We start from the raw sequence: 22,545 nt of genomic DNA, 5'->3' as shown, positions 1-22,545 counted from the left end.
CCTATAATTTTATCGTAAAGAAGCCTTTCATACGAAAGAAACAAAAAGCGCCTGCCGTACAAAAAGTAGATTTACTACCTGTACAACAAGCGCTCCCCCAGTATTGTTATGGCTTCTTTCAGTCAAACACCAGCACTTTGTCTTTGTGCTTGCTGCGCATGTGGCCCCGGATGATCTGCTGCACGTCCTTGTTGTCGTTGTAGCGCTGAATCACGCTTTTAAAATCGTCGATGCTACTAGCAGAGAAGTATTCATCCATGAATCCAAAGCCCAGGTATGTCCCTTTCTCTACCACCACCACTGACTTCTCGCCCGGCTCACGGCCTTTGCCAATGATCACGAAGCTGTTGTGCTCGAAGGTAAAGGAGTCAATGGCTTCGGCTACCCGCTTGTTGTACTCTTCCGGGCTTTCCTTGCCGATGCAGGCCCCCTTGCACTGGTGCACCTGATAGTCGAAACAGGCCCCGTTCGTTTTATAAAGGTCACAGAGCTTCTGGCAGAGGTTAAACTTGGATACCTTGTGGAACAGAAAGCCTTTGGCCTTAGACTGGTTGGAGAGGGCAATGAGCGGCGTCATGCTTACATCGTCGGCCTTATTCACACTGCCAAAAGTCAGTCGCTTATAGCCGTTCGCATCCTCGTACATAAAAATGCCGGTATTAAACACACTGCGACGCTGCTGCCGGTTGTACTGTGGTTTCATGCGTTTTATCTCCGCCGACTCGAAGAGCAACGACACCAGTTCATTGCCCATCAGTTCACAGGTGATGTCGGCGATGCTGTTCTTGAAGTCCAGCGACTTCCGGCTTTTATAGTCGATGTTGAAGTGCTGAATGATGCGCTTCTTGATGTTGATGCTCTTGCCCACATAGATCACTTCCCCCTGTTCATTATAAAAGTAGTACACGCCCGGAACGGTGGGCAGGGCATCTACCTGCTCCTTCGAAATATTAGGGGGCAACAGGGATGTTTTGATTTCCTGCTTCAGCACTTTCTCTGAGGTTTCGGAGGCCATGTGCATGTTGCCGTCCACTACCGGCCGGTTGATCTTGATAAGCTTGTCGAAGAGCTTGGCCGTAGCCTCGGCATCGCCAATAGCCCGGTGCCGCTGCTGCAGGTCGATGTCGATGCTCTTGCACAGTTTACCCAGGCTGTAAGAGGGGAGGCCGGGAATCAAGGCGCGGCTTAACCGCACGGTACAGAGGGTTTTGCGCTGGTAGGTAAAGCCCAGGTCGGCAAACTCTTTCTTAATAAAGGAATAGTCGAAACGCACATTGTGCGCCACAAACACCTTTCCCTCTGTAAACTCCACGATCTCTTTGGCTACCTCATAAAACTTCGGCGCGTCCTGCACCATCTCGTCGGTAATGCCGGTGAGCTGCGATATGAAATAGGGGATGGGGCGCTGAGGGTTAATGAGGGTGCTGTACTGATCCACGACCTGCTGGCCGTCGTGAATGAAAATGGCAATCTCTGTTATTTTATCCTGAGCAGGCTGGCCGCCTGTGGTCTCAATATCGATAATCGCGTACAAGTTGCTTTGTGTTTAGTGCCTGTAAAAGGGGAGGCAGCGCAGTTGCCGTAGCCTCTACACCTAAACCAATATTTTTAGTAATACGTTTCAAACGGCGGTCTAGCCCAAATTAGTGGCAAACAGCTTTAGCAACGAGCTGTATAGGACAACGTTGACTTATTTGTCTTCCCGCTTGCCGCGCCCCAGGCCATTCCACATTTCCTGAAACCAGTTGCTCACGCGGCTGGGTTCTTTGGGCTTTAGGTCATCGATATCGGCCAGCAGGAACCCGAAAGGCTCCAGGGGCGGGTAAGCGTCGAATACTACTTTGAGCATGGCAATAAATGGAATGGACAAGATCATGCCCGCCGGCCCCCAAATGACGCCGCCGATCAACAAAGCCAGAATAGCAGCGAAAGGGTTGATGCTTACCTTAGAGCCCACCACGAAAGGGGTGATGAAGTTGCCCTCCAGAAACTGCACAAACATAAACACGCCGATCACCAGTACCGCATCGATCAGGTGGCCCGTCATGGCCAGGGTAAACAGTGCAGGCAGCAGGGCCCCGATCAAGATACCGATATAAGGGATAATGGTCAGGATGGAGGCAAACACGCCAAAGAAAACGGCATACTTCACCCCCAGAATAAGCAAACCGGCAGAGTTTAGCAGTGATACGATAAAGATCACGATCATCAAACCGGAGATGTAGCTCTGTACGACATGCTGTATGTTCGTCAGGGCCTGTGTCATGTTACCGCGGCGATCTTTGGCAACAAATTTGAACATGAACTGCTCCAGGTGGTCCCGGTAGTAGAGCAGGCAGAACACAAAAATAGGCACAATGGTGAGGGCTGCGAGGGCCCCTGTTGTCATAGAGATGGTATTACCCAGAAAGGTCGTGGCAATGTCCTGCAGGCTCCCGATCGCGTTGCGCACGAGGTCGGAGCGATTAGAAGGGATGATGCCAAACTTCTCATACAGGAAGTTCTGCACCCGGTCGACCAGGTCACTGATGTTGCCGCTGATGGTGTCGAGTTCAGTAGTAAGGCTGATCAGCTGCATGGACAGAAACCAGATCACCAGCCCGAGCACCACGACCACCAGCACAATACTCAGCATGATGGCCAGTGGCCTGGGAACGCGCAGGTTCTCCATGTCGCGGGTAAGGGGCAGCAGGAGCAGGGCAAACAGCATCGCGAAGGACAGGGGGACCAGCACCGAGCGGAACGTTTGCAGAACCCACATAAGTAAAATCAGGCCCAGTAAGATAATGACACACTTAAAGTAGTGGGGTAATTTTATTTCCATTTAATTTTTAAAAGCAAGAGAATGACGCGTACCCGACGCTAAAATTACATAATTGTTTTGCTTTGAGTATGTTAGTATTTATATATAAATTTGCTAAAAATGTTAGCTTAAAAAGATATGAAAAAGCGACCATTTATTGAACTTCACTCCTCTAAATATGGTTTTTAATTTGGAATCGGGAGACGGGTATTCGTACAGCTTATCAGGTAAACTAAAAATGTTAGCAAATAAATTCTTTACTTTGCAGGCATAACCTATGCGGGAACTAATTGTTGCTTGCAGTCGCTTTAATTTTCCTATATTTCCGATTGATTATATCAACACAACTACACTTACGCTTACAGAATGGCAGAGTTAGAACATAATTACAACGAAGACAGCATTCGCTCTCTGGAGCCGCGCGAGCACATCAGGCTGCGTCCTGGTATGTATATCGGTAAGCTGGGAGACGGGTCTTCGGCCGATGACGGTATTTATATTTTGGTGAAAGAGGTGATTGATAACTCCATCGACGAGCACGTGATGGGTTTTGGCAAAACCATTGACATCAAGATTTCGGACCACAAAGTGCAGGTGCGCGACTATGGCCGGGGTATTCCGCTAGGCAAGGTAGTCGACTGCGTGAGCAAGATCAACACGGGCGGTAAGTACGATAGCAAGGCTTTCCAGAAGTCGGTAGGTCTGAACGGGGTGGGTACAAAAGCGGTGAATGCCCTTTCCAGCCACTTCCGCATTCAGTCTGTGCGCGACGGGCAGCTAAAGGCAGCTGAGTTCGAGCGTGGCGTGCTGGTAGAGGACGCCCCTGTGCAGGAGACAAGCCAGCGCAACGGTACCCTGACCGTGTTTACACCGGACGACACAATTTTTAAGAACTACCAGTACAACCCGGATTACCTGGAGAACCAGATCTGGAACTACGTGTACCTGAATGCTGGCCTGACCATTAATTTTAACGGGAAGAAATACTACTCTGAGAACGGCCTGCTGGACCTGCTCCGCAACAAGGCGGACGAGGAGAGCATGCGCTACCCGATCATCCACCTGAAAGGGGAGGACATCGAGCTGGCCATGACGCATGGCAACGACTATGGCGAAGAGTATTATTCCTTCGTGAACGGACAGTACACGACCATGGGCGGTACGCACCTGGCTGCCTTCCGGGAGGCCGTGGTAAAGACGGTGCGCGACTTTTTTAAGAAAGATTACGATGCCGCTGATATCCGTGGCTCTATCATCGGGGCCATCTCGATCAGAGTACAGGAGCCTGTGTTCGAATCGCAGACCAAGACGAAGTTAGGCTCTATCGAAATGGGACCGGATGGGCCTGCCGTGCGCGCCTACATCAACGACTTTGTAAAGGAGCACCTCGATAACTACCTGCACCGCAACCCTGCCACGGCAGAGGCGCTGAAGAAGCGCATCGAGCAAAGCGAGCGGGAGCGCAAGGACATGGCCGGCGTGAAAAAACTGGCGAACCAGCGCGCCAAAAAGGCAAACCTGCACAACCGCAAACTGCGGGACTGCCGCCTGCACTTTAGCGAAGACAAAGACGAGCGCCACTTGTTGTCTACTCTCTTTATTACGGAGGGTGACTCGGCCAGCGGCTCTATCACCAAATCCCGCAACGTGGATACCGAGGCGGTGTTTAGTTTAAGGGGTAAGCCACTGAACTGTTTCGGGCTGAAGAAAAAGGTGGTATACGAGAACGAGGAATTCAACCTGCTGCAGCACGCCCTGAACATTGAAGAAGGCCTGGAAGGGCTGCGCTACAACCGCGTGGTGATCGCTACCGATGCCGACGTGGATGGCATGCACATCCGTCTTTTGCTGCTGACCTTCTTCCTGCAGTTCTTCCCTGACCTGGTGCGTAACGGGCATGTGTACATTCTGGAGACACCTTTGTTCCGGGTGCGCAACAAGAAAGAGACGATCTACTGCTACAACGAAACAGAGAAGCAGGCGGCCATCAACAAACTGGGCAAGCGCCCGGAGATTACCCGCTTTAAGGGGCTGGGAGAGATCTCACCGGATGAGTTCGGCAAGTTTATTGGAGATAACATAAAGCTGAAGCCGGTTATCCTGCAGAAGGACACCACGATACAGAAAATGCTGAGCTACTTTATGGGCAAGAACACGCCGGAGCGCCAGCAGTTCATTATCGAGAATTTGAAGATTGAAAAAGATATTGTTGAAGAAGTTTATGCATAACGACGAGCTGAACAAGGAAGAATTAGAGCAAAACGAAGCGCTGGAAGTGGAGTTTACGGACGGGGAGGAAGAAACCATCCATAACGTAACCCCTGTTGCCGGTCTTTACGAAAACTGGTTCCTCGATTATGCTTCTTATGTGATACTGGAGCGGGCGGTGCCGGCCATCGAAGACGGTCTAAAACCGGTGCAGCGCCGCATTCTGCATGCCATGAAAGAGATGGACGATGGCCGCTTTAACAAGGTGGCCAACGTCATCGGACAGACCATGCAGTACCACCCGCATGGCGATGCCTCCATTGGCGATGCCATGGTGAACCTGGGCCAGAAAGACCTGCTCATCGAGACGCAGGGTAACTGGGGCGACGTGCGCACCGGTGACAGTGCAGCGGCTCCGCGTTACATCGAGGCGCGCCTGTCGAAGTTTGCCCTGGATGTGGTGTTTAATCCGCAGACAACCCTGTGGCAGCTGAGCTACGACGGACGTAAAAACGAACCGGTTACCCTGCCGGTGAAGTTCCCGCTGCTGTTGGCACAGGGCGTGGAAGGTATTGCCGTAGGCCTTTCCACGAAGATCATGCCTCACAACTTCAGAGAGTTGATCAAAGGCTCAATTGATGTGCTGAAAGGGCGCAGCACACAGCTTATGCCCGACTTCCCGAACGGCGGGCAGGTAGACGTGACCAATTACAACAGCGGGGCACGGGGTGGCAAGATCCGGGTGCGCGCTACGATCGAGAAGGTAGATAAAAGCTTGCTCATCATCCGCGATGTGCCTTATGGCATCACCACGACTGGCCTGATGGAGTCGATCGTGAAAGCGAGCGAGAACAACAAGATCAAGATCAAGAAGGTGATTGACAACACGGCCGCAGAGGTAGAAATACACGTACAACTGCCGCCAGGAGTGTCGCCGGACCTGACTATGGACGCTTTGTATGCCTTTACGGACTGTGAAGTTTCTATTTCACCCAACACCTGCGTGATCATTGATGAGAAGCCACACTTCCTGAGTGTGGACGAGCTCTTGCGCATTTCTACTTTTAAAACAGTAGACCTGCTGAAGCGGGAACTGGAAATCCGCAAAGGCGAGCTGGAAGACAAATGGCATTACTCCTCGCTGGAGAAGATCTTTATCGAGAACCGCATTTACCGCGACATTGAGGAGTGTGAGACCTGGGAAGCCGTGCTGGAGGCCATTGACAAGGGCTTAGATCCTTATAAGCCGCTGTTGCGCCGTGAGGTAACGGAGGAGGACATCATCCGCCTGACAGAGATCAAGATCAAGCGTATCTCCAAGTACGACTCCTTTAAGGCAGACGAGTACATCAAGAAGCTGGAAGAGGAAATGGCGGAGGTGGACGATAACCTGGCCAACCTGATCCGCTATGCCATCGCATACTTTGAGGGGCTGCTGAAAAAGTACGGACAGGGGCGTGAGCGCAAAACGCAGATCAAGACCTTCGACGTGATCACTGCCCAGAAAGTGGCCATTGCCAACCAGAAGCTGTACATGAATGCCAAGGATGGCTTTATCGGAACCAGCCTGCGTAAAGACGAGTTCGTGTGTGATTGCTCGGACATGGATGACATCATCGTGTTCCGCAAGGACGGTAAGTTCATGGTGACGAAGGTAGCGGACAAGACCTTTGTAGGGAAAGACATCATCATGGCTGGCGTTTACAACAAGAACGACGAGCACATGGTCTACAATATGATTTACATGGACGGAAAAGGAGGCGTGGCGTATGCCAAGCGCTTTGCCGTGAAGTCCATAACCCGGGACAAGGAGTATGACCTGACCAAGGGCAACAAAGGCTCGAAAGTGCTTTACCTGACCGCTAACCCGAACTCTGAGTCCGAGGTAGTGACAATTACGCTGTCGCCGAGTGCTACAGCGCGCAACAAGGTGCTGGACTTTGACTTTGCCGAGTTGATGATCAAGGGCAAGGGCTCAAACGGCAATATCGTGACGAAGTACCCTGTGAAGAAGGTCGTGCAGAAGAGCCTGGGTGAGTCAACCTTAGGAGGTCGTGAGATTTTCTACGACGAAGTGATCGGCCGGCTGAATACCGAGAGCCGCGGGCGTTACCTGGGTTCCTTCAACACGGATGATACCATCCTGGTGGTGTACGATGACGGTAGCTATGAATTGACTTCCTTTGACCTGACGAACCACTACGTGGTGGAGCGCATCAAAGTGCTACAGAAGTTTGATCCGGAGTTGGTGATCTCTGCGATCTACTATGAGGGCGAGAACAAGACCTATTACGTGAAGCGCTTTAAAGTAGAGACCTCTACGGTAGGCAAACGCTTTGCCTTTATCCCGGAAACGAAAAACTCCAGACTGGAAGCTGTTTCCACGCATCCCGAACCTTTAGCAACCATTAAATATAAGCTAAGCCTACGCGGGGAGAAGGAGACGGAGAAACTGTTGCTGAGCGACTTTATCGATGTGAAGGGCTGGAAGGCCATGGGCAATAAGCTCAACTACTTCAAGGTCTACGATGTGAGCGTGCCGAAGATGGAGGAAGTGGAGCAGCCCGTGGAAGACAAGCCGAAGGCCAAAAAGCCAGCTCCAAAGAAAGGACCGGTGGCGGTGCCTTCAGAACTAAAGGAGCTGGCGGAAGAGGCCGCCAAGCTTAGCGGAAATGAACATCCGGAAGCCGTGATCGTAGAAAACGATACAGACAGCAGTGGCCTGAAGGATGAGTTGAAGAAGAAAAAGCAGTTGGACTTGTTTTAAATCTGATTTAGCCGCTTGCTAAAGTCTTTGATTAGTTGTAGTTTAAAGGAGCTAACACCACGTATGAGAAGACTTTGTGGCATACTATTGATCTCTAGCACCCTGTGCATAGGTATGCCTGCCGCTATGGCGGGCATGCCTTCTTCCGGGCATGAACAGTTGTTGCAGCGGGCAGAACAACTCCTGAACAATTACAAAGACATAGAAGCACTTGTGTTGTATGAGGAGGTGCTGGCCGAGTCCCCGGATAACTACGAGGCGCTTTGTAAAGCAAGTTTTCTGCACAGCCGCATTGGCGACCGCTATCAGGATGAAACGCGCAAGATTGAACATTTCAGTAAGGCGCGGCAGTATGCCGTGCAGGCCTATGAGTTAAGTCCCCATGATGCTGAGTCAAATTATGTGATGGCCTTGGCCATGGCCAGCGAAGCGATGGTCTCCGGGCCCAGACAGCGTTTGGTGGATATAAACGAGGTGAAGCGTTTTGCGGATGCGGCCTTGGCCTGCAACAGCGAGCATGCCGGTGCCTGGCACATATTGGGCCGCTGGTATTTCAAAATGGCGAACCTGAACTTTGCGGAGAAAGCAGCTTCAAAATTGCTGTTTGGTGGCGTAAACAAAGCAACGAACCAGGAGGCGGCAGATGCCATAGAAAAAGCCATCGCTTACAATCCGAACAACATCCGCTATTACTACGACCTGGCCTGCATTTACGAAGAAATGAAGGAGAAGGAGGCATGCATCAGCACTTTACAAAAGGCCCTGACGGTGAACCTGGAAACGAAAGACGAGCTGGAATTGAGCAGGCGGTGTAATATTATGCTTCAAGAACAACAGAAGTTATAAGCCTAAAATACATTCGCAAAAAGCCTGCTCCCTGACGGTGGCAGGCTTTTTGTTTTGTGTGGCTGCCCAGGCTTGAAGCGGGATTGTGTTTCTATTTAGTTAAAATGTCTTAATTTAGCGCAAATAAGTGTTGCAGCCCTTTCGCAGAGGATTTTTAAAGCCGGTAATGGTGCGTATTTCCCGTTTATTGCTGTTGGTTCTTCTGGTATCCTTTGCCGCCTGTGATGTTGAGGAAAGCAACAACGAGCAGATGGTGAATCTGCAGCAGGTGAAAGATGAGCCGGAAGCGCAGTTGGCGAACCTGACCGCTGCCATAGCGCGGTCCAAACGCGACGGCAGCCTTTATGCACGCAGGGCGGTGGTCTTGCTACGCAAGGGAGAACTGGCTCAGGCACTGGAGGATGCCAATGAAGCTGTAAAGCTGACCAAGAACGAACCTTCCAGTCTTTTTGTGAAGGCGCAGGTGCTGCGGGCACTCGGAAAGCCGGAGGAGGCTTTGCCTCTGGCTTTGCGGGCCGAGCGGAACTCGTATCAGAGTTCCTCCCTCTACGTGTTGCTTAGTGAGCTGTACTTGCAGCAAAAGGACTTTGGACAAGCCCAGACGTACATTAACAAGGCACAGGAGCTATCGCCGGAGGATGAGTTCGCCTTTTACTACAAGGGGCGGATTCTGGAAGCAACAGGAGATACAGCCAGAGCCATACGAAATTATGAACTGGCCCTGGAGCAGGCGCCTACTTTTATGGAGCCGAAGCGGGAATTGGCAGGTGTCCTGGTATCAAAGGCAGAGTATGCGGCTGCGGTTCCGTACCTCCGCGAAGCCCTGGAACAGGCACCCGAGGATGGCCTGCTTTGGTATTACCGGGGGCTGGCTTACGAGGCAGGGCAGAAGCAGGACAGCGCGACGATAGCTTTTACGAAAGCGGTTCGCCTGCATGATACCCTGGACGGTGCACATTATAAGTTAGGAATGGGCTATCATGCCCTCGGAAAGAACGAGCTAGCGCTGGAGCATCTCGAGAAAGCCTATGCTGCCTATAAGAGCAAGCCGGGGTTTCTGATTACCCTGGCAAGTGCCTATGAGCGCACCGGGCAGTATAAAAGTTCGCTGGCTGCCTACCAGCGCTTAGTGGCGGCAGAGCCGAAGTATACGTATGCCTACGAGGCTATCGGCCGCCTGAAAAGTAAATTAGCAAAACCAGCACCTGACAGCACAACTGTGCGTCAGGTACAGATAGAACAATAAAAGACACATGATCAACATCACACTGCCAGACGGCTCCGTGCGCCAATACGACAAAGGCGTAACCAGCCTAGAGATCGCACAGAGCATCAGCGAAGGCTTGGCTCGAAACGTGCTTGCTGCCAAAGTTAACGACACTGTTTGGGACCTGTCGCGCCCTATCAATGAAGATGCAACGGTGCAGCTGCTCACCTGGAATGATGATCTGGGTAAAAACGCCTTCTGGCACTCGTCTGCTCACCTGCTGGCGGAGGCCCTGGAGGAGCTGTACCCTGGCGTGAAGTTTGGCATTGGCCCTCCGGTGGAAAACGGCTTTTACTACGACGTGGACCTGGGCGATTACCAGTTCTCGCAGGAAGACTTTGCCAAGGTAGAGCAGAAAATGCTGGAGCTGGCGCGTAACAAGAGCGAGTTTAAGCGCCGTGATGTTTCCAAGGACGAGGCCATTGAGTACTTCACCAAGAAAGGGGATGAATACAAACTGGACCTGATCAAGGACCTGGCAGACGGTACGATCTCTTTTTATGAGCAGGGCAAGTTCGTGGACCTCTGTCGCGGGCCGCATATCCCGAACACCAGCTTTATCAAGGCGGCAAAAATCATGAACGTGGCCGGGGCCTACTGGCGTGGCGACGAAAGCAAAAAACAGCTGACCCGTATCTATGGGGTAACTTTCCCAAAACAGAAGGAGCTGACAGAGTACCTGGAGCGCCTGGAGGAAGCCAAGAAACGCGACCACCGCAAATTGGGCAAGGAGCTGGAACTGTTCACTTTCTCTGAGAAAGTGGGCATGGGCCTGCCGTTGTGGTTACCCAAAGGAACGCTCCTGCGGGAGCGTCTGGAGCAGTTCATGCGCAAAGCACAGGTAAAGGCAGGCTACCAGCCGGTGGTAACGCCGCATATTGGTAGCAAAGAGCTGTATGTGACTTCCGGGCACTACGAGAAGTACGGGGCCGACTCTTTCCAGCCAATCAAGACGCCGAACGAGAACGAAGAGTTCTTCCTGAAGCCGATGAACTGCCCGCATCACTGCGAAATCTACAAGGTGCGTCCGCGCTCTTATAAAGAATTGCCGGTGCGCCTGGCAGAGTTTGGTACGGTGTACAGGTATGAGCAAAGCGGTGAGTTGCACGGTTTAACCCGCGTGCGTGGCTTTACACAGGACGATGCCCACATCTTCTGCCGCCCCGATCAGGTGAAGGAAGAGTTCATGAAAGTGATCGACCTGGTGCTTTATGTGTTCCAGGCCCTTGGCTTCGAAGACTATACTGCCCAGATCTCGCTGCGTGACCCGGAAAACAAGAAAAAGTACATTGGTGCTGACGAAGCCTGGGACAAGGCAGAAAGTGCAATTATAGAAGCTGCAGCGGAGAAAGGCCTGCGTACTGTAACCGAATTGGGTGAGGCTGCGTTTTACGGACCAAAGCTTGACTTTATGGTGAAGGACGCCCTTGGCCGTAAATGGCAGCTTGGAACTATTCAAGTCGATTATCAGTTGCCTGAACGCTTCCAGTTGGAATATATCGGTGCTGATAATCAGAAGCATCGCCCGGTAATGATTCACCGTGCGCCTTTCGGCTCGCTGGAACGCTTCGTGGCAGTTCTCATCGAACACTGTGGCGGCAACTTCCCGCTCTGGCTAAGTCCGGAGCAGTTCGCCATCCTGCCGATCTCTGAAAAGTATCATGACTTTGCACAGGAGGTATATGACCGGCTGCAGCAGGAAGATATCAGAGGCTTTGTAGATAACCGTGATGAGAAAATCGGACGCAAGATCCGCGATGCGGAAGTGCGTAAGGTGCCTTATATGCTAATTGTAGGGGAGAAGGAACAGGAGAATAAAGCAGTATCGGTGCGCAAGCACGGCGAGGGAGACTTAGGCACGATGTCTGTAGACGAGTACATCGGGTTCTTTCAGGGCAAAATAGCCGAGGTATTGAACAAATAGGGAATTAATTTTCTTTTTGATATTAAATTTGCGATATTCGCAGTCTGATTGTAAAAACTAATTTAAGGAGGTAAAACCATAGCTACTCAAAATAAGCGCTACATCCCACGAGGAAAAGTGGAGGAGCCATACAAAGTCAATGAAAAGATAACTGCCAGAGAAGTACGGGTAGTTGGAGACAATGTAGAGCAAGGAGTATACTCGACAAGAGATGCTCAGAAGATGGCAAACGAGCAGAATCTTGACCTGGTTGAGATTTCGCCGACAGCCAATCCTCCCGTATGCCGCATCATCGACTACTCGAAGTTCAAGTACGAGCAGAAGAAGAAAACGCGCGAGATGAAGGCGAAGGCTCAGAAGGTTGTGATCAAAGAGATCCGTTTCGGTCCGAACACAGATGATCATGACTTCGAGTTTAAGCTGAAACACGCGCAGGGCTTCCTGGAGAGCGGTTTCAAAGTGAAGTCTTATGTACACTTTGTGGGTAGGTCTATCGTGTTTAAAGAAAGGGGAGAGATCCTGCTTCTTAAATTTGCACAAGCACTGGAGGACGTGGCAAAGGTAGAGCAGTTGCCAAAGCTGGAAGGAAAGCGTATGTTCCTGATTCTGTCACCGAAGGCAGCACCGGCCTCGAAGAAGTAATTTTTTTAATCAATTATATAACCATGCCAAAAGTAAAAACTAAATCTGGTGCAAAGAAGCGTTTTTCTTTGACAGGTACTGGCAAAATCAAGCGTAAGCACGCTTACAAAAGCCACATCCTGACCAAGAAGACGACAAAGCAGAAGCGTAACCTTACTCATGCAGGCCTTGTTAGCACAGCTGACATGGACCGAGTAAAAGCCATGCTTAACATTTAATTTTTTTAGGTTAACTATTAGTACGAACCCAGTGCCTGGTCTTTAAAAAGATTATCTAATCACCAGTCGCTAAAACTTTAACAAGATGCCAAGATCGGTCAATGTCGTAGCAGCACGACACAGAAGAAAGAAAGTAATGAAAATGGCCAAAGGTTACTTTGGCCGTCGCAAGAACGTTTGGACAGTAGCAAAAAACGCGGTAGAAAAAGGCTTAGTATATGCTTACCGTGACAGAAAAGCGAAGAAAAGAGACTTCCGTGCTCTTTGGATCCAGCGTATCAATGCCGGTGCACGTGAGCACGGTTTATCATACTCTGCGCTGATGGGCGCCCTGAAAAAGGCAAACATCGACCTGAACCGCAAGGTACTTGCTGACCTGGCAATGAACCACCCGGAAGCGTTCAAGAGCATTGTAGAGAAAGTAAAGTAATTTACTTATAGCTATATAAAAGGAGGGCTTAGCAGAACGCTAAGCCCTTTTTGTTTACAGTCAGGCTATCTTTCTGTTTCTTATGCAGGCGATTATCTTTTGCGGTATTCAGGCGAGTGGCAAGTCTACTTATTACAAGGAGCATTTCTTCAACAGCCACATGCGCATCAGCCTCGATCTCTTACGGACGCGGAACCGCGAGCGGCTTTTTCTGGAGGACTGCCTGCGCACCAAAATGCGCTTTGTGGTAGACAACACCAACCCAACCATAGCCGAACGACAAAACTACATCAGCCTGGCAAAGGCAATGCGGTACGAAGTAATTGGGTACTTTTTTGATTCCTCGGTAAAAGAAGCCTTATTGCGCAATAGCCAGCGAAGCGGGCGTTTCCTGATTCCGGAGAAAGGGATCTACGGTACCCAAAAAAGGCTTCAAAGGCCGACGATGGAAGAGGGCTACGATCAGCTGTACCGGGTAAGCCTGCAAGCAGATGGGGGCTATCTGGTACAGCCCTTACCCTAGGTAGCAGGTAAATAAAGAATTGCACAGGCAATCAAACTTTAGGCAATTTTGTTTCTTTTGAAAAATGGTAGCGTAGCACACATACTGGTATAAAAGCAAAGCTACTTTGAAAAATAAGCGGGTATGATACAACGAAGCGACAGGCTCCAGAATGTTTCTTATGAACTGAGAGGGCCGGTGTACGAGAAGTCGAAAGAGCTCGAGTTACAGGGGCATCAGGTAACCAAACTGAATATAGGAAATCCGGCGCCTTTTGGGTTTAGTGCCCCACAGGCAGTGCTGCAACACATCGTGGAGAACCTGAGCCTGGCGCAGGGATATTCTGACCACAAAGGCCTTTTAAGTGCAAGAGAGGCAGTGAAGAACTATTATCAGGATGCGGGAGTGCCGGGCATTCACGTAGATGATATTTTCCTGGGAAACGGGCTCAGCGAATTGATCATGCAGTCAGTGCAGGCGCTCGTAAACAACGGAGATGAGGTTCTGGTGCCCTCTCCAGACTACCCGCTATGGACAGCAGCGGTTAACTTCTCCGGGGGCAAAGCCGTGCATTACCTGTGCGATGAGGAGTCGGGTTGGTCTCCGGACGTAGCTGATATGCGCAGCAAGATCACGAATAAAACCCGAGCTGTCGTTGTCATTAACCCCAATAACCCAACGGGTGCCGTTTACTCCAGGGAGATTCTGACGGAGATCGTGAAACTGGCAGAGGAGCATGAGCTGATTATCTTTTCTGATGAGATTTATGACAGGATTCTTTATGATCAAGCCGTGCACATACCCACTGCTACCTTAACGGACAAAGCTGTGTGCATTACCATGAGTGGCCTTTCTAAAAACTACCTGGCGGCTGGTTTCCGAGCTGGCTGGATGTTGATCAGTGGGGCCAAATCAAAGGCAGCAGATTATATAGACGGGTTGAATACGCTTGCCAGCTTACGTGTGTGCAGCAACGTGCCTGCCCAGTACGCCATCAAAGTAGCCCTGGAAGGAGTGCCTTCCGTACAGGACCTGGTCTTACCGACCGGGCGTTTGGGGAAGCAGCGGGCCCTTTGCTATGAGAAGCTAACCGCCATTCCCGGCATTACCTGTGTCAAGCCAATGGGCGCTTTTTATATGTTCCCGAAAGTAGACACGAAGAAGTTCGACATACACAACGACCAGCAACTGGTCATCGATTTACTTGCTGCCCAGCATGTTTTTGTGGTACAGGGAAGCGGTTTTAACTGGCATCAGCCGGATCACTTCCGGGTGGTGTATTTGCCGGATGTAGAGGTGATCAGCGACACCATGGACAAACTGTCCAACTTCTTTTCAAACTATAAGCAAGCTCCTAAGACACCCGCTGAAAAAGACCCGGTGCTGACGCTTTCCGTGAAATTGTATGATTAGGGAGGCTGGTCAATAGAAAAAAGAAGCCCCAGCACTTTCTGCTGGAGCTTCTTTTTTCTGTACAGTTGCCGAATCTTCCATCATGCAACCTCCAAGAGTACCTTGCTAGATGGTGTACTTGCGGCCTTTGTTTTGCTCTTTCAGGTATTCCATCAACGGCTGGAAGTAATCCACCATGGCGCGGGCACTCAGTTCCTCACCTGTCTTTTCTTTCAGCATTTCACGCCAATCGGCAGAGGCACCGGGGTACATGATTTCACGGAGGAAGTCGCCCACCTCTTTTTTGCCATAGTAGTTTGTGGCATGCGGGTCCTGCTTCAGGATGTTCTTGGCAATGTAGTCGTGTAGCTGGAACAGGATTACATAACTCATGGCGTAATCGTAATACTGCGCGGCATCGTCGTTGATGTGTGTCTTTGTCGCGGCATCCAGGTAGTTTTCACCGCGGTCGGTTGGTGGTACAATACCCTGGTACTGCTTTTTCAAGGCCCACCAGCGCTCGTTCAGCTTATCAGCCGGCAGGTTTTTCGCGTAAAAGTCATGCTCCCACTCGCTCATCACCCCGGAAGAGAAGGGAATAAACACCACATAGTTCAGGGCCTCTTTCAGCAAGGTCTGTACCTCATCGGTCTGCGTGTTCTTGTCAATCAGGTTCAGCTCCGCCAGGAACGGCTTCTGCGTGGCCGCCAGCCCCATCAGAGAACCAATGGCCTCGTGGTAAGCCCGGTTAGCGCCTTCCCGCAACAACACCGGCACGTCCGGGTTGGTATAGGTCATGTAGTAGTAGATATGGCCTAATTCGTGGTGTGTGGTCTCGTACCACTCCGAGTTAGGCTCCACGCTCATCAGGCTACGCACGTCCTTGTCCAGGTCCATGTGCCAGGCAGAGGCGTGGTTGTTCTTCTTGTAGTTTACTCCCTCTGGTAATGGGTACAGGCTGGACTTTGTATAGAACGTCTGCGGCAGGCTTGGGAACCCCAGACTGGTGTAGAAACGCTCTCCCTGCTGTACCAGCCACTCCGGGCCTTTCGGCTTTAAAGCAGCATCCAGGTCAATGCCTTCTACTTCCACCATCGAGCTCCAGTCCTGGCCCCATCGGTTAGGTAGCCAGTGGGCAGGCAGGTAGTCGGGCACTTCTTTCATTCCGTACTTTTCGGCCAGCTCATAGCGGGCATAGGTGTGTAGTTCACGGTAAAGCGGCCGCAGCTCTTCATTTATCTGCTGCATGAGGTCCATCATTTCCTCGCGCGTCATCCCGTACTCTGAGGCCTGGTAGCTGAAGTAATCATCGTAGCCAAGGCTCTGCACGGTTTGGTTGCGCAGCTCGCGTAGGTTCAGCAAGCCCTCTTTCAGGCCAGGGCCTACTGCCTTGCTCGCCTGCCAGGCATCCAGGCGCTTCTTCAGGTCTGTCTCGCTTTTTAGGATATTATCAATGTCATTGGTGCTAACAGACTTGTCGTAGATGCGGTAGTCAAAGCCGTAGAGCTTTTCTGTCTGCTCTGTCTCCGCCTTGATACGGGCCTTTACTACCTCAGGAATGATTTGTGGGTTGTTCGCGCCGGCGTATAGGATAGCTTCAAACTGTTTTACCTGCAAAGGAGTTAACTGGTCTTTCTTCTCCAGCATCGCCTTAGCTTTTTCGATGTTTTCTGCGCTACCTGTAAAGGCGGCAAAAGCCTCGTTTGCCCTTCGTGTGGCTGCTGCATTCGTTGTGTCGCCTTCCACAATCTTCGTATTAGATGCCCATTCCGCCTCTGCCGACTTGGTATACAGGTCCTGGTAGGTCTGGGAGTACTCGTCCAGGAAGGCCTGCGCTTCCTGCTGTACGGCCGTCATTTCGACTGTTGCTGCCGTTCCAGCGGTCTCTGTTTTCTGGCTAGAGCAGGAGGAGAGGAGAACAGCTGCCATGAAGCCGGTATAAATCAGTTTTTTCATGAAGTAATTTAGGTTTATGTCCTAAGTTAATATCTCTATATAGGAGGTACAAGAATCGTGCAAAACTGCTGCACAAACCTACGGCTCCTGCGTTCCCATAGTAAGCATGTTTGCGTGGGGCTTACATAATGGCGGTACTTCTACCTCTACTTGCCTCAGATCAGGGAGCCGCTTTTGATCTTGCTACTGTGGGAGTTCCTCTACCTGTGCCTCCTGCAACAGGTTGTCATCAAGCGTCTTACTTGTTTTCGCCCCAAGTTCCCGTAGAATCTCTACGCGGCGAATCAGGTTGCCCTTGCCCTCCGTGAGCTTGTTCATCGCTGAGTTGTAGGAACTCTGGCTGTTTTCGATGTGCTTGCCGATCGTCTTTAGGTCCTCCACAAAGCCCACGAACTTATCATACAGCTTGCCGCTCTCTTCAGCGATCTTCAGTACGTTGCGCTTCTGGTCTTCCTGACGCCATACGCCGGCCACTGTTCTAAGTGTGGCGAGTAGGGTAGAGGTGGTCACCAGCACAATGTTCCGATCAAAGGCATCCGTAAACAGGTCGTGGTCGTGCTGGATGGCCAGGTTAAAGGCAGGCTCTATGGGAATGTACATCAGCACAAAGTCCGGGGAGTTGATGCCATTGAGGCGGTGGTAGTTCTTACGGCCCAGGTCTGAGAAATGAGTGCGTACCGAGTTGATGTGGCTGCGAAGGTACACTTCCTGCTGGTTTTCGTCTTCACAACTGCAATAAGCCTCATAGGCGACCAGCGACATTTTAGAGTCAATGATCAGGTGCTTGCTGTCGGGTAGCCGCACGATCACGTCCGGACGGTACGTCTTGCTGTCATCATTCTGCCGCACTTCCTCGCGCTCAAAGTGCACCCCTTTGCGCAGCCCCGACTTCTCCAGCAGGCTCTCCAGCAGGTACTCGCCCCAGTTACCCTGCGTTTTGTTTTCGCCTTTCAGGGCGCGTGTCAGGTTCAGGGCATCCTGGCTCATTTGCTGGTTCAGGGACGCCAGTTGTGTGATCTGTTCTTTCAGGGATATGCTGTCTTTCAGCGTCTTTTCATAGGTTTGATCAACTTTCGCTTCAAACTCCTTGATGCGCTCCTTCAAAGGCGTCAGGATGCGCTCCAGGTGCTCAGAGGACGCTTTGTTGAAATGTTCCGCATTATTCATCAGCACTTGATTGGAGATACTCTGGAACTGCTGCAGGAATTTTTCACGTAGTTGCTCCAGTTCCCGACCCTGTTCCTGCAGGCGCTGTTTGAGGTGCTCGTAGTCTGTCTCTGTTTTAGTCAGGGCATTGGTCAGCTCTAAGGTCTCCGTCTGTGCCTCGCGGAGCAATGCTTTCAGTTGCTCCATTTCCGTTGCTTTCTGGTGGGCCTGCCCCTCTAACACACCTTGTGTTACCGCAGCCTGATTGGCTGTGTGCTGCAAAGCGTTGAGCTTTCCCTTCAGGGCCAGGAAAGCAACAACTAAACCGCCAAGAAAAGCGGCAATTCCTACGACTATCTCCATGGCCTAAAGGTAGAGGTTTTTAGTATTGGATGCTAAATGCTAATATAATTAGTTTTAAATTTCTTGGGCCGAACCAGTAGTGGAAGAGAGTGGAACTGCAGAAGTACAGGCACTAGCGAGGTTCAGGCTTTTGCCAGCCCTTCTTGATAGGAAAGCCGCTTAAACGAACTCGTCCGCCTTTGCTGCTTTTTCCTGTTATGACAGGAAAGCATTCAGAAGCGGACGAGTTGACTTGGGAAGTAAAAGGGGGAATTAGTTAGAGCCGAGGGCAAGCTGACTGGGAGCAGGGTGTTCTGCCGCGTTATCATCTATTTTCACGAGGATTGTGGTGGCTAAATAGCCATGGCCGCCATCCCGTACAACACGCCATCCCATTTCCTCCAGGTTATCTTTTATGTAGCGGTTCAGGAAGCCATGGGCGACTAGTACGGCTTTGGGGTTTTCTTCTGTGGCGTCGGCTAAGGTTTGCGCCGCTTTTCGAGCTCGGTCTTTTGCATCCGCAAAGCTCTCGATGCCCTGGCGGTCGATGCCCAGAATCCACTTTACGCGTGCTGCGGCTGTCCAGAACTTAATGGGCATACGAACCTTTAGGCCGTATCTGCCCAGGGTCGTCTCAAATTCTCTGAATTCCGGTGATACCGTCATACTGGCTTTATTCCCGAACAGGTACTGCGCTGTAGCCCGCGCACGGTTGATGGAACTGCAAAAGATAGAGACTTCCTCCGGATTGTCTAGTTTAAGGAAAGGTACATCAGGCGATACGATACCCACACTGTCATAGTCGTTTAAGAACTGACGGGCCTCATCCCAGGAGAACTTGCCTGTCTTTTCAAGGTCTGGCTCCCCGTGGCGGATCAGGGCAATCTGGCGTAAGTTGCTATAGTCTTTCACTAAGCCATCCTCTGGCTGTATGAAGCGTACACTCTGTGCCACCGGCATGCCGTCGATCTTGGCAAAAGCAGTGTCAGCACTCAGTTCCTGGTACTTCTTCTCAATGTTTTCGATGGCCTGATTTCCGGACGTGCTTTTGTCGGTCGCATGAACGGGCGAGAAAGCGATTAAAGCGCTAAGCAGGGTAGTCAGATAGATTCCTTTCATGCCCTTTAAACTAAGCTTGGTATAGGATAGTTCCGAGGTAAACGTTAGATTTTAACTGGGGAACAGCTTTAAAAACGAAGCAAACATAAACAAGAACTGCTCCCGAACGGCTATTCCTGCTCCTGCTTGTTTCAGTTGGCACCTCCCTTGGCGCACATGTCTTGAATACCCTTTTTGAATACCCTTTAGGGAGTGGACAAGGGCTTAGCTTACCAGGCTTACCTTGTACTTTCTACCTTTGATCTTGCCATTGCTTAACTTCGCGAGGATGCTGTCGCGCTGCTTCGCCGGCACGGCGACAAAGCTCTGGCGGTCCTGTACCTCTATTTTGCCTATCTGGTCTGCTGGCAGACCCGCTTCGGCGATCAAAGCACCAACAATGTCCCGGGGGCTTAATTTATCTTTCCGGCCCCCGCTGATGTGCAGGGTGGCGAAGGCTGCCGTTAGTTCGGCTGCCACCGCGGGCGTCTTTTCTTTCAGGGTATCCACCGATAGCCACTCATCCATGCGCACCTGCTCCCACTCCCGAAGCTTCTTTTCATCGCTGGTTGTGGCCAGGGTATACACCGTGCCGCCCCTGCCAGCACGCCCGGTGCGGCCGCTACGGTGCAGGTAAGCGGCGGCGTCAATAGGGAGCTCGTAGTGAATAATGCTGTTAAGGGCGGCAATGTCCAGTCCTCGGGCAGCCAGGTCAGTGGCGACCAGGACTGTGGCGGTCCCATTACGGAAAAGGGTCATGGTCTTGTCACGGTCAGGCTGCTCCATGCCACCATGCAGGGCCCGGGCAGCCAAACCTTGCGCCTGCAACTGTGCCGCCAATTCCTCCGTGGTCATGCGGTTGTTCACAAACACGACAATCCCTTTGGGCTCTATATGACGAAGCAAGGAAACAAGAATTTCCTGCCGTTGCGTTGCCCCGAACTTCACCCCCACAAGGCGTACTTGCGTAGGGATGGCATTGGAAGAGACCTTCACAAACTGTGGGTTCTTTAAAGAAGAAGCGATCAGTTCTTTTACATCCTCGTCCATGGTTGCGGAAAAAAGGATCATTTGCCTTTTGGGGGGGAGGGCGGCTATAACCTTATCCAGTTCTTCTTCAAAACCCATCTCCAAAAGCTTATCCGCTTCATCCATAATCATTTGCATGACATGGCTTAAATCTAAAGTTCTGCGGTTGAGGTGGTCTGTCAGGCGACCCGGGGTACCCACTAGTATCTGTGGGGGATGCGCCAGGGAAGCGCGCTCCTGTGAAAAAGCATGCCCTCCGTAAAAGGCGCTTATCTTCAGGTTAGCGATGTACTTGCCAAATTGTTTCAGCTCTTGCCGAACCTGCACAGCCAGTTCTCGGGTAGGTACCACCACCAGCGCCTGTACCTGCTGTATGTCTGTGTTTACACGTTGCAGCAACGGAAGGCCATAGGCCGCTGTCTTACCGCTTCCGGTCTCTGCCTGTCCTGCTACATCCAGGCCTTGTAGTAGCAAAGGGATTGCTTCTTGCTGGATGGGGGTAGGGGTACTTATGTTTAGCTCCTGCAGGCTTTGCTGGAGTTGGGCGTGTAGGTTCAGGTCTTTAAAAGTAGCCATGCATGTGGGTATAGTCCGGTACAAAGGTAGTGCTTTAACCCTGCCCATTGTTTTTTATCTTTTAAAGCGGGCAACATAAAAGCTTTTCTTTTTTTACTAACGGAACAGGTAGCCCATGGTGTTGCTGTTAGAGTTCATTAGCGCTTCGTTTAGCCGCTACTGTACCACCCCTAGGAAGAGCCCTTGGGCCGGTTAAGTGAAAATTAAACAACTAAACACAGACCATTCACAGTACTATGGGTATGGCAAAGAAATATAGGTACATCAAGCAGCTCGCTTTTATCCTGCTTTTCCTGGTCCTGCTGGTTTTTGTGCTGGTAGAGGCACGGGAGTTCCTGTACCCCATTTTTATTGCCATCCTTTTTTCCTATCTCTTGTACCCGGTTGTGAGCAAGCTCGAGGATTGGGGCGTTCCCCGGATTCTGGCGAACCTGCTGACGATCATCTTTTCGATGGCCGTTGCCATTGGCTTGGTCGTGCTATTGTACCAGCAATTGTCTGCTTTTTTAACAGATTTCCCTAACCTGGAACAAAAGGTGATGCAGAACCTCGACAAGTTGCAGCGCGAGATTGATGATGAGTTCGGGGAGTACAGTATGCAGAACGAGCATTGGTTACGGCAACAGGTGGGGAGTGCCCTTGCCTTTAGCGGTGGTTTCCTGCGGAATGTGTTAATGGCCACAGCAGACACCCTGGTCAAGTTTGGCCTGATGCCGGTCTATATTTTCCTGATGCTCTACTACCGCAACAAGTTCGAGGACTTTCTGCTGCGGTTACTGCCGGCATACAGGCATCCGCAGGCAGAGCGCATCATCAACGACATCTCTCAGGTTACGAAACACTACATGGGTGGCATTGTAACGGTGGTGCTTATCCTGTGTGTGCTCAACACCACAGGCTTGTTCCTGATAGGGGTGGAGTACGCCGTTTTGCTAGGTATCCTCTCTGCTTTGATGAATTTTATCCCGTACTTCGGTACTTTAATTGGCGGTGCTATTCCGCTGCTTTACACCTTTGTGGTGATGGGATCACCGAGCAAGGCCCTCCTCGTGCTTATCTTTTTTTTACTCGTGCAGTTCACTGAAAACAATATCCTCACCCCCAATATTACCGGGGGGCGCGTAAACATTAACCCTCTGTTCACCATCCTCAGCATTATTGTGGGCGGTATGATCTGGGGCGTACCAGGTATGTTTGTCGCTGTGCCCTACCTGGCCATGTTCAAGATCTACTGCGACCACCACAAAGCGCTCAATGCTTACTCCTTCCTACTCGGGACAGAGGGTACAGAAGAGCATGCAATAACCCTGGATAAGATAAAGCGCATGCTCGGGTTAAAGAAGAATTCACCGAATAGGCTATCATCCTAAGGCCTATTAACCCTGTTGTTCTCTCCTGT

Annotated in this window: 17 protein-coding genes; 11 read left to right on the top strand and 6 right to left on the bottom strand. The window is 51.1% G+C overall.

The features are described from left to right. Nucleotides 1-118: 118 nt before the first annotated feature. A complete protein-coding gene (locus CHB92_RS11470; protein WP_089319351.1) occupies nucleotides 119-1,534 on the bottom strand; it encodes an exonuclease domain-containing protein in 1,416 nt (471 codons plus the stop codon). Between the two features lie 156 nt (nucleotides 1,535-1,690). Then, a complete protein-coding gene (locus CHB92_RS11465; RefSeq protein WP_089319350.1) occupies nucleotides 1,691-2,824 on the bottom strand; it encodes an AI-2E family transporter in 1,134 nt (377 codons plus the stop codon). A gap of 345 nt (nucleotides 2,825-3,169) precedes the next feature. On the opposite strand from CHB92_RS11465, the gene CHB92_RS11460 reads away from it, so the two are divergent. The 10 genes from CHB92_RS11460 (at nucleotide 3,170) to CHB92_RS11415 (ending at nucleotide 15,020) form a co-directional block, all read left to right on the top strand. Then, nucleotides 3,170-5,032, top strand: coding sequence for a DNA topoisomerase IV subunit B (locus tag CHB92_RS11460; RefSeq protein WP_089319349.1), 1,863 nt, complete (start codon nucleotides 3,170-3,172; stop codon nucleotides 5,030-5,032). Further along, nucleotides 5,025-7,778, top strand: a complete 2,754-nt coding sequence (locus tag CHB92_RS11455; RefSeq protein ID WP_089319348.1) for a DNA gyrase/topoisomerase IV subunit A — start codon at nucleotides 5,025-5,027, stop codon at nucleotides 7,776-7,778. Before CHB92_RS11460 ends, CHB92_RS11455 begins: the two co-directional genes overlap by 8 nt. A 63-nt stretch (nucleotides 7,779-7,841) precedes the next feature. Further along, nucleotides 7,842-8,624, top strand: coding sequence for a tetratricopeptide repeat protein (locus CHB92_RS11450; protein WP_245842499.1), 783 nt, complete (start codon nucleotides 7,842-7,844; stop codon nucleotides 8,622-8,624). Nucleotides 8,625-8,790: 166 nt separating this feature from the next. Continuing rightward, on the top strand, nucleotides 8,791-9,870 hold the full coding sequence (locus tag CHB92_RS11445) for a tetratricopeptide repeat protein (protein ID WP_089319346.1): 1,080 nt from the start codon (nucleotides 8,791-8,793) through the stop codon (nucleotides 9,868-9,870). Nucleotides 9,871-9,877: 7 nt separating this feature from the next. Further along, nucleotides 9,878-11,815 carry a threonine--tRNA ligase gene (gene thrS, locus CHB92_RS11440; protein WP_089319345.1) on the top strand — a complete coding sequence of 646 codons (1,938 nt, stop codon included), beginning with the start codon at nucleotides 9,878-9,880 and terminating at the stop codon, nucleotides 11,813-11,815. A 117-nt stretch (nucleotides 11,816-11,932) separates the two neighbouring features. After that, nucleotides 11,933-12,457, top strand: a complete 525-nt coding sequence (gene infC / locus CHB92_RS11435) for a translation initiation factor IF-3 (protein WP_089319344.1) — start codon at nucleotides 11,933-11,935, stop codon at nucleotides 12,455-12,457. Nucleotides 12,458-12,480: 23 nt separating this feature from the next. Then, complete coding sequence (gene rpmI, locus CHB92_RS11430; protein WP_089319343.1) at nucleotides 12,481-12,675, top strand: 50S ribosomal protein L35; 195 nt, start codon at nucleotides 12,481-12,483, stop codon at nucleotides 12,673-12,675. 85 nt (nucleotides 12,676-12,760) lie between these two features. Further along, nucleotides 12,761-13,105 carry a 50S ribosomal protein L20 gene (gene rplT / locus CHB92_RS11425; RefSeq protein ID WP_089319342.1) on the top strand — a complete coding sequence of 115 codons (345 nt, stop codon included), beginning with the start codon at nucleotides 12,761-12,763 and terminating at the stop codon, nucleotides 13,103-13,105. Between the two features lie 82 nt (nucleotides 13,106-13,187). Next, nucleotides 13,188-13,628 (top strand): AAA family ATPase, encoded by a 441-nt coding sequence (locus CHB92_RS11420; protein WP_089319341.1) that lies wholly within the window; start codon nucleotides 13,188-13,190, stop codon nucleotides 13,626-13,628. 123 nt (nucleotides 13,629-13,751) lie between these two features. Continuing rightward, entirely contained in the window at nucleotides 13,752-15,020 is a 1,269-nt protein-coding gene (locus tag CHB92_RS11415) for a pyridoxal phosphate-dependent aminotransferase (protein ID WP_089319340.1), read from the top strand. Between the two features lie 105 nt (nucleotides 15,021-15,125). On the opposite strand, the gene CHB92_RS11410 is transcribed toward CHB92_RS11415, so the two are convergent. The 4 genes from CHB92_RS11410 to CHB92_RS11395 form a co-directional block, all read right to left on the bottom strand. Then, a complete protein-coding gene (locus CHB92_RS11410; protein WP_089319339.1) occupies nucleotides 15,126-16,955 on the bottom strand; it encodes a M2 family metallopeptidase in 1,830 nt (609 codons plus the stop codon). Nucleotides 16,956-17,138: 183 nt separating this feature from the next. Beyond that, nucleotides 17,139-18,464 carry a DNA recombination protein RmuC gene (gene rmuC, locus CHB92_RS11405; RefSeq protein ID WP_089319338.1) on the bottom strand — a complete coding sequence of 442 codons (1,326 nt, stop codon included), beginning with the start codon at nucleotides 18,462-18,464 and terminating at the stop codon, nucleotides 17,139-17,141. A 252-nt stretch (nucleotides 18,465-18,716) separates the two neighbouring features. Continuing rightward, complete coding sequence (locus CHB92_RS11400; protein WP_089319337.1) at nucleotides 18,717-19,562, bottom strand: histidine phosphatase family protein; 846 nt, start codon at nucleotides 19,560-19,562, stop codon at nucleotides 18,717-18,719. Between the two features lie 204 nt (nucleotides 19,563-19,766). Next, entirely contained in the window at nucleotides 19,767-21,146 is a 1,380-nt protein-coding gene (locus tag CHB92_RS11395; protein ID WP_245842498.1) for a DEAD/DEAH box helicase, read from the bottom strand. 242 nt (nucleotides 21,147-21,388) lie between these two features. Between CHB92_RS11395 and CHB92_RS11390 the strand changes: the two genes are divergently transcribed. Beyond that, entirely contained in the window at nucleotides 21,389-22,516 is a 1,128-nt protein-coding gene (locus CHB92_RS11390; protein ID WP_089319420.1) for an AI-2E family transporter, read from the top strand. Nucleotides 22,517-22,545 lie beyond the last annotated feature (29 nt).

This window comes from Pontibacter ummariensis, from assembly GCF_900188175.1.
Taxonomy (GTDB): Bacteria; Bacteroidota; Bacteroidia; order Cytophagales; family Hymenobacteraceae; genus Pontibacter; species Pontibacter ummariensis.
This window is presented reverse-complemented; position numbering and strand designations above follow the sequence as displayed.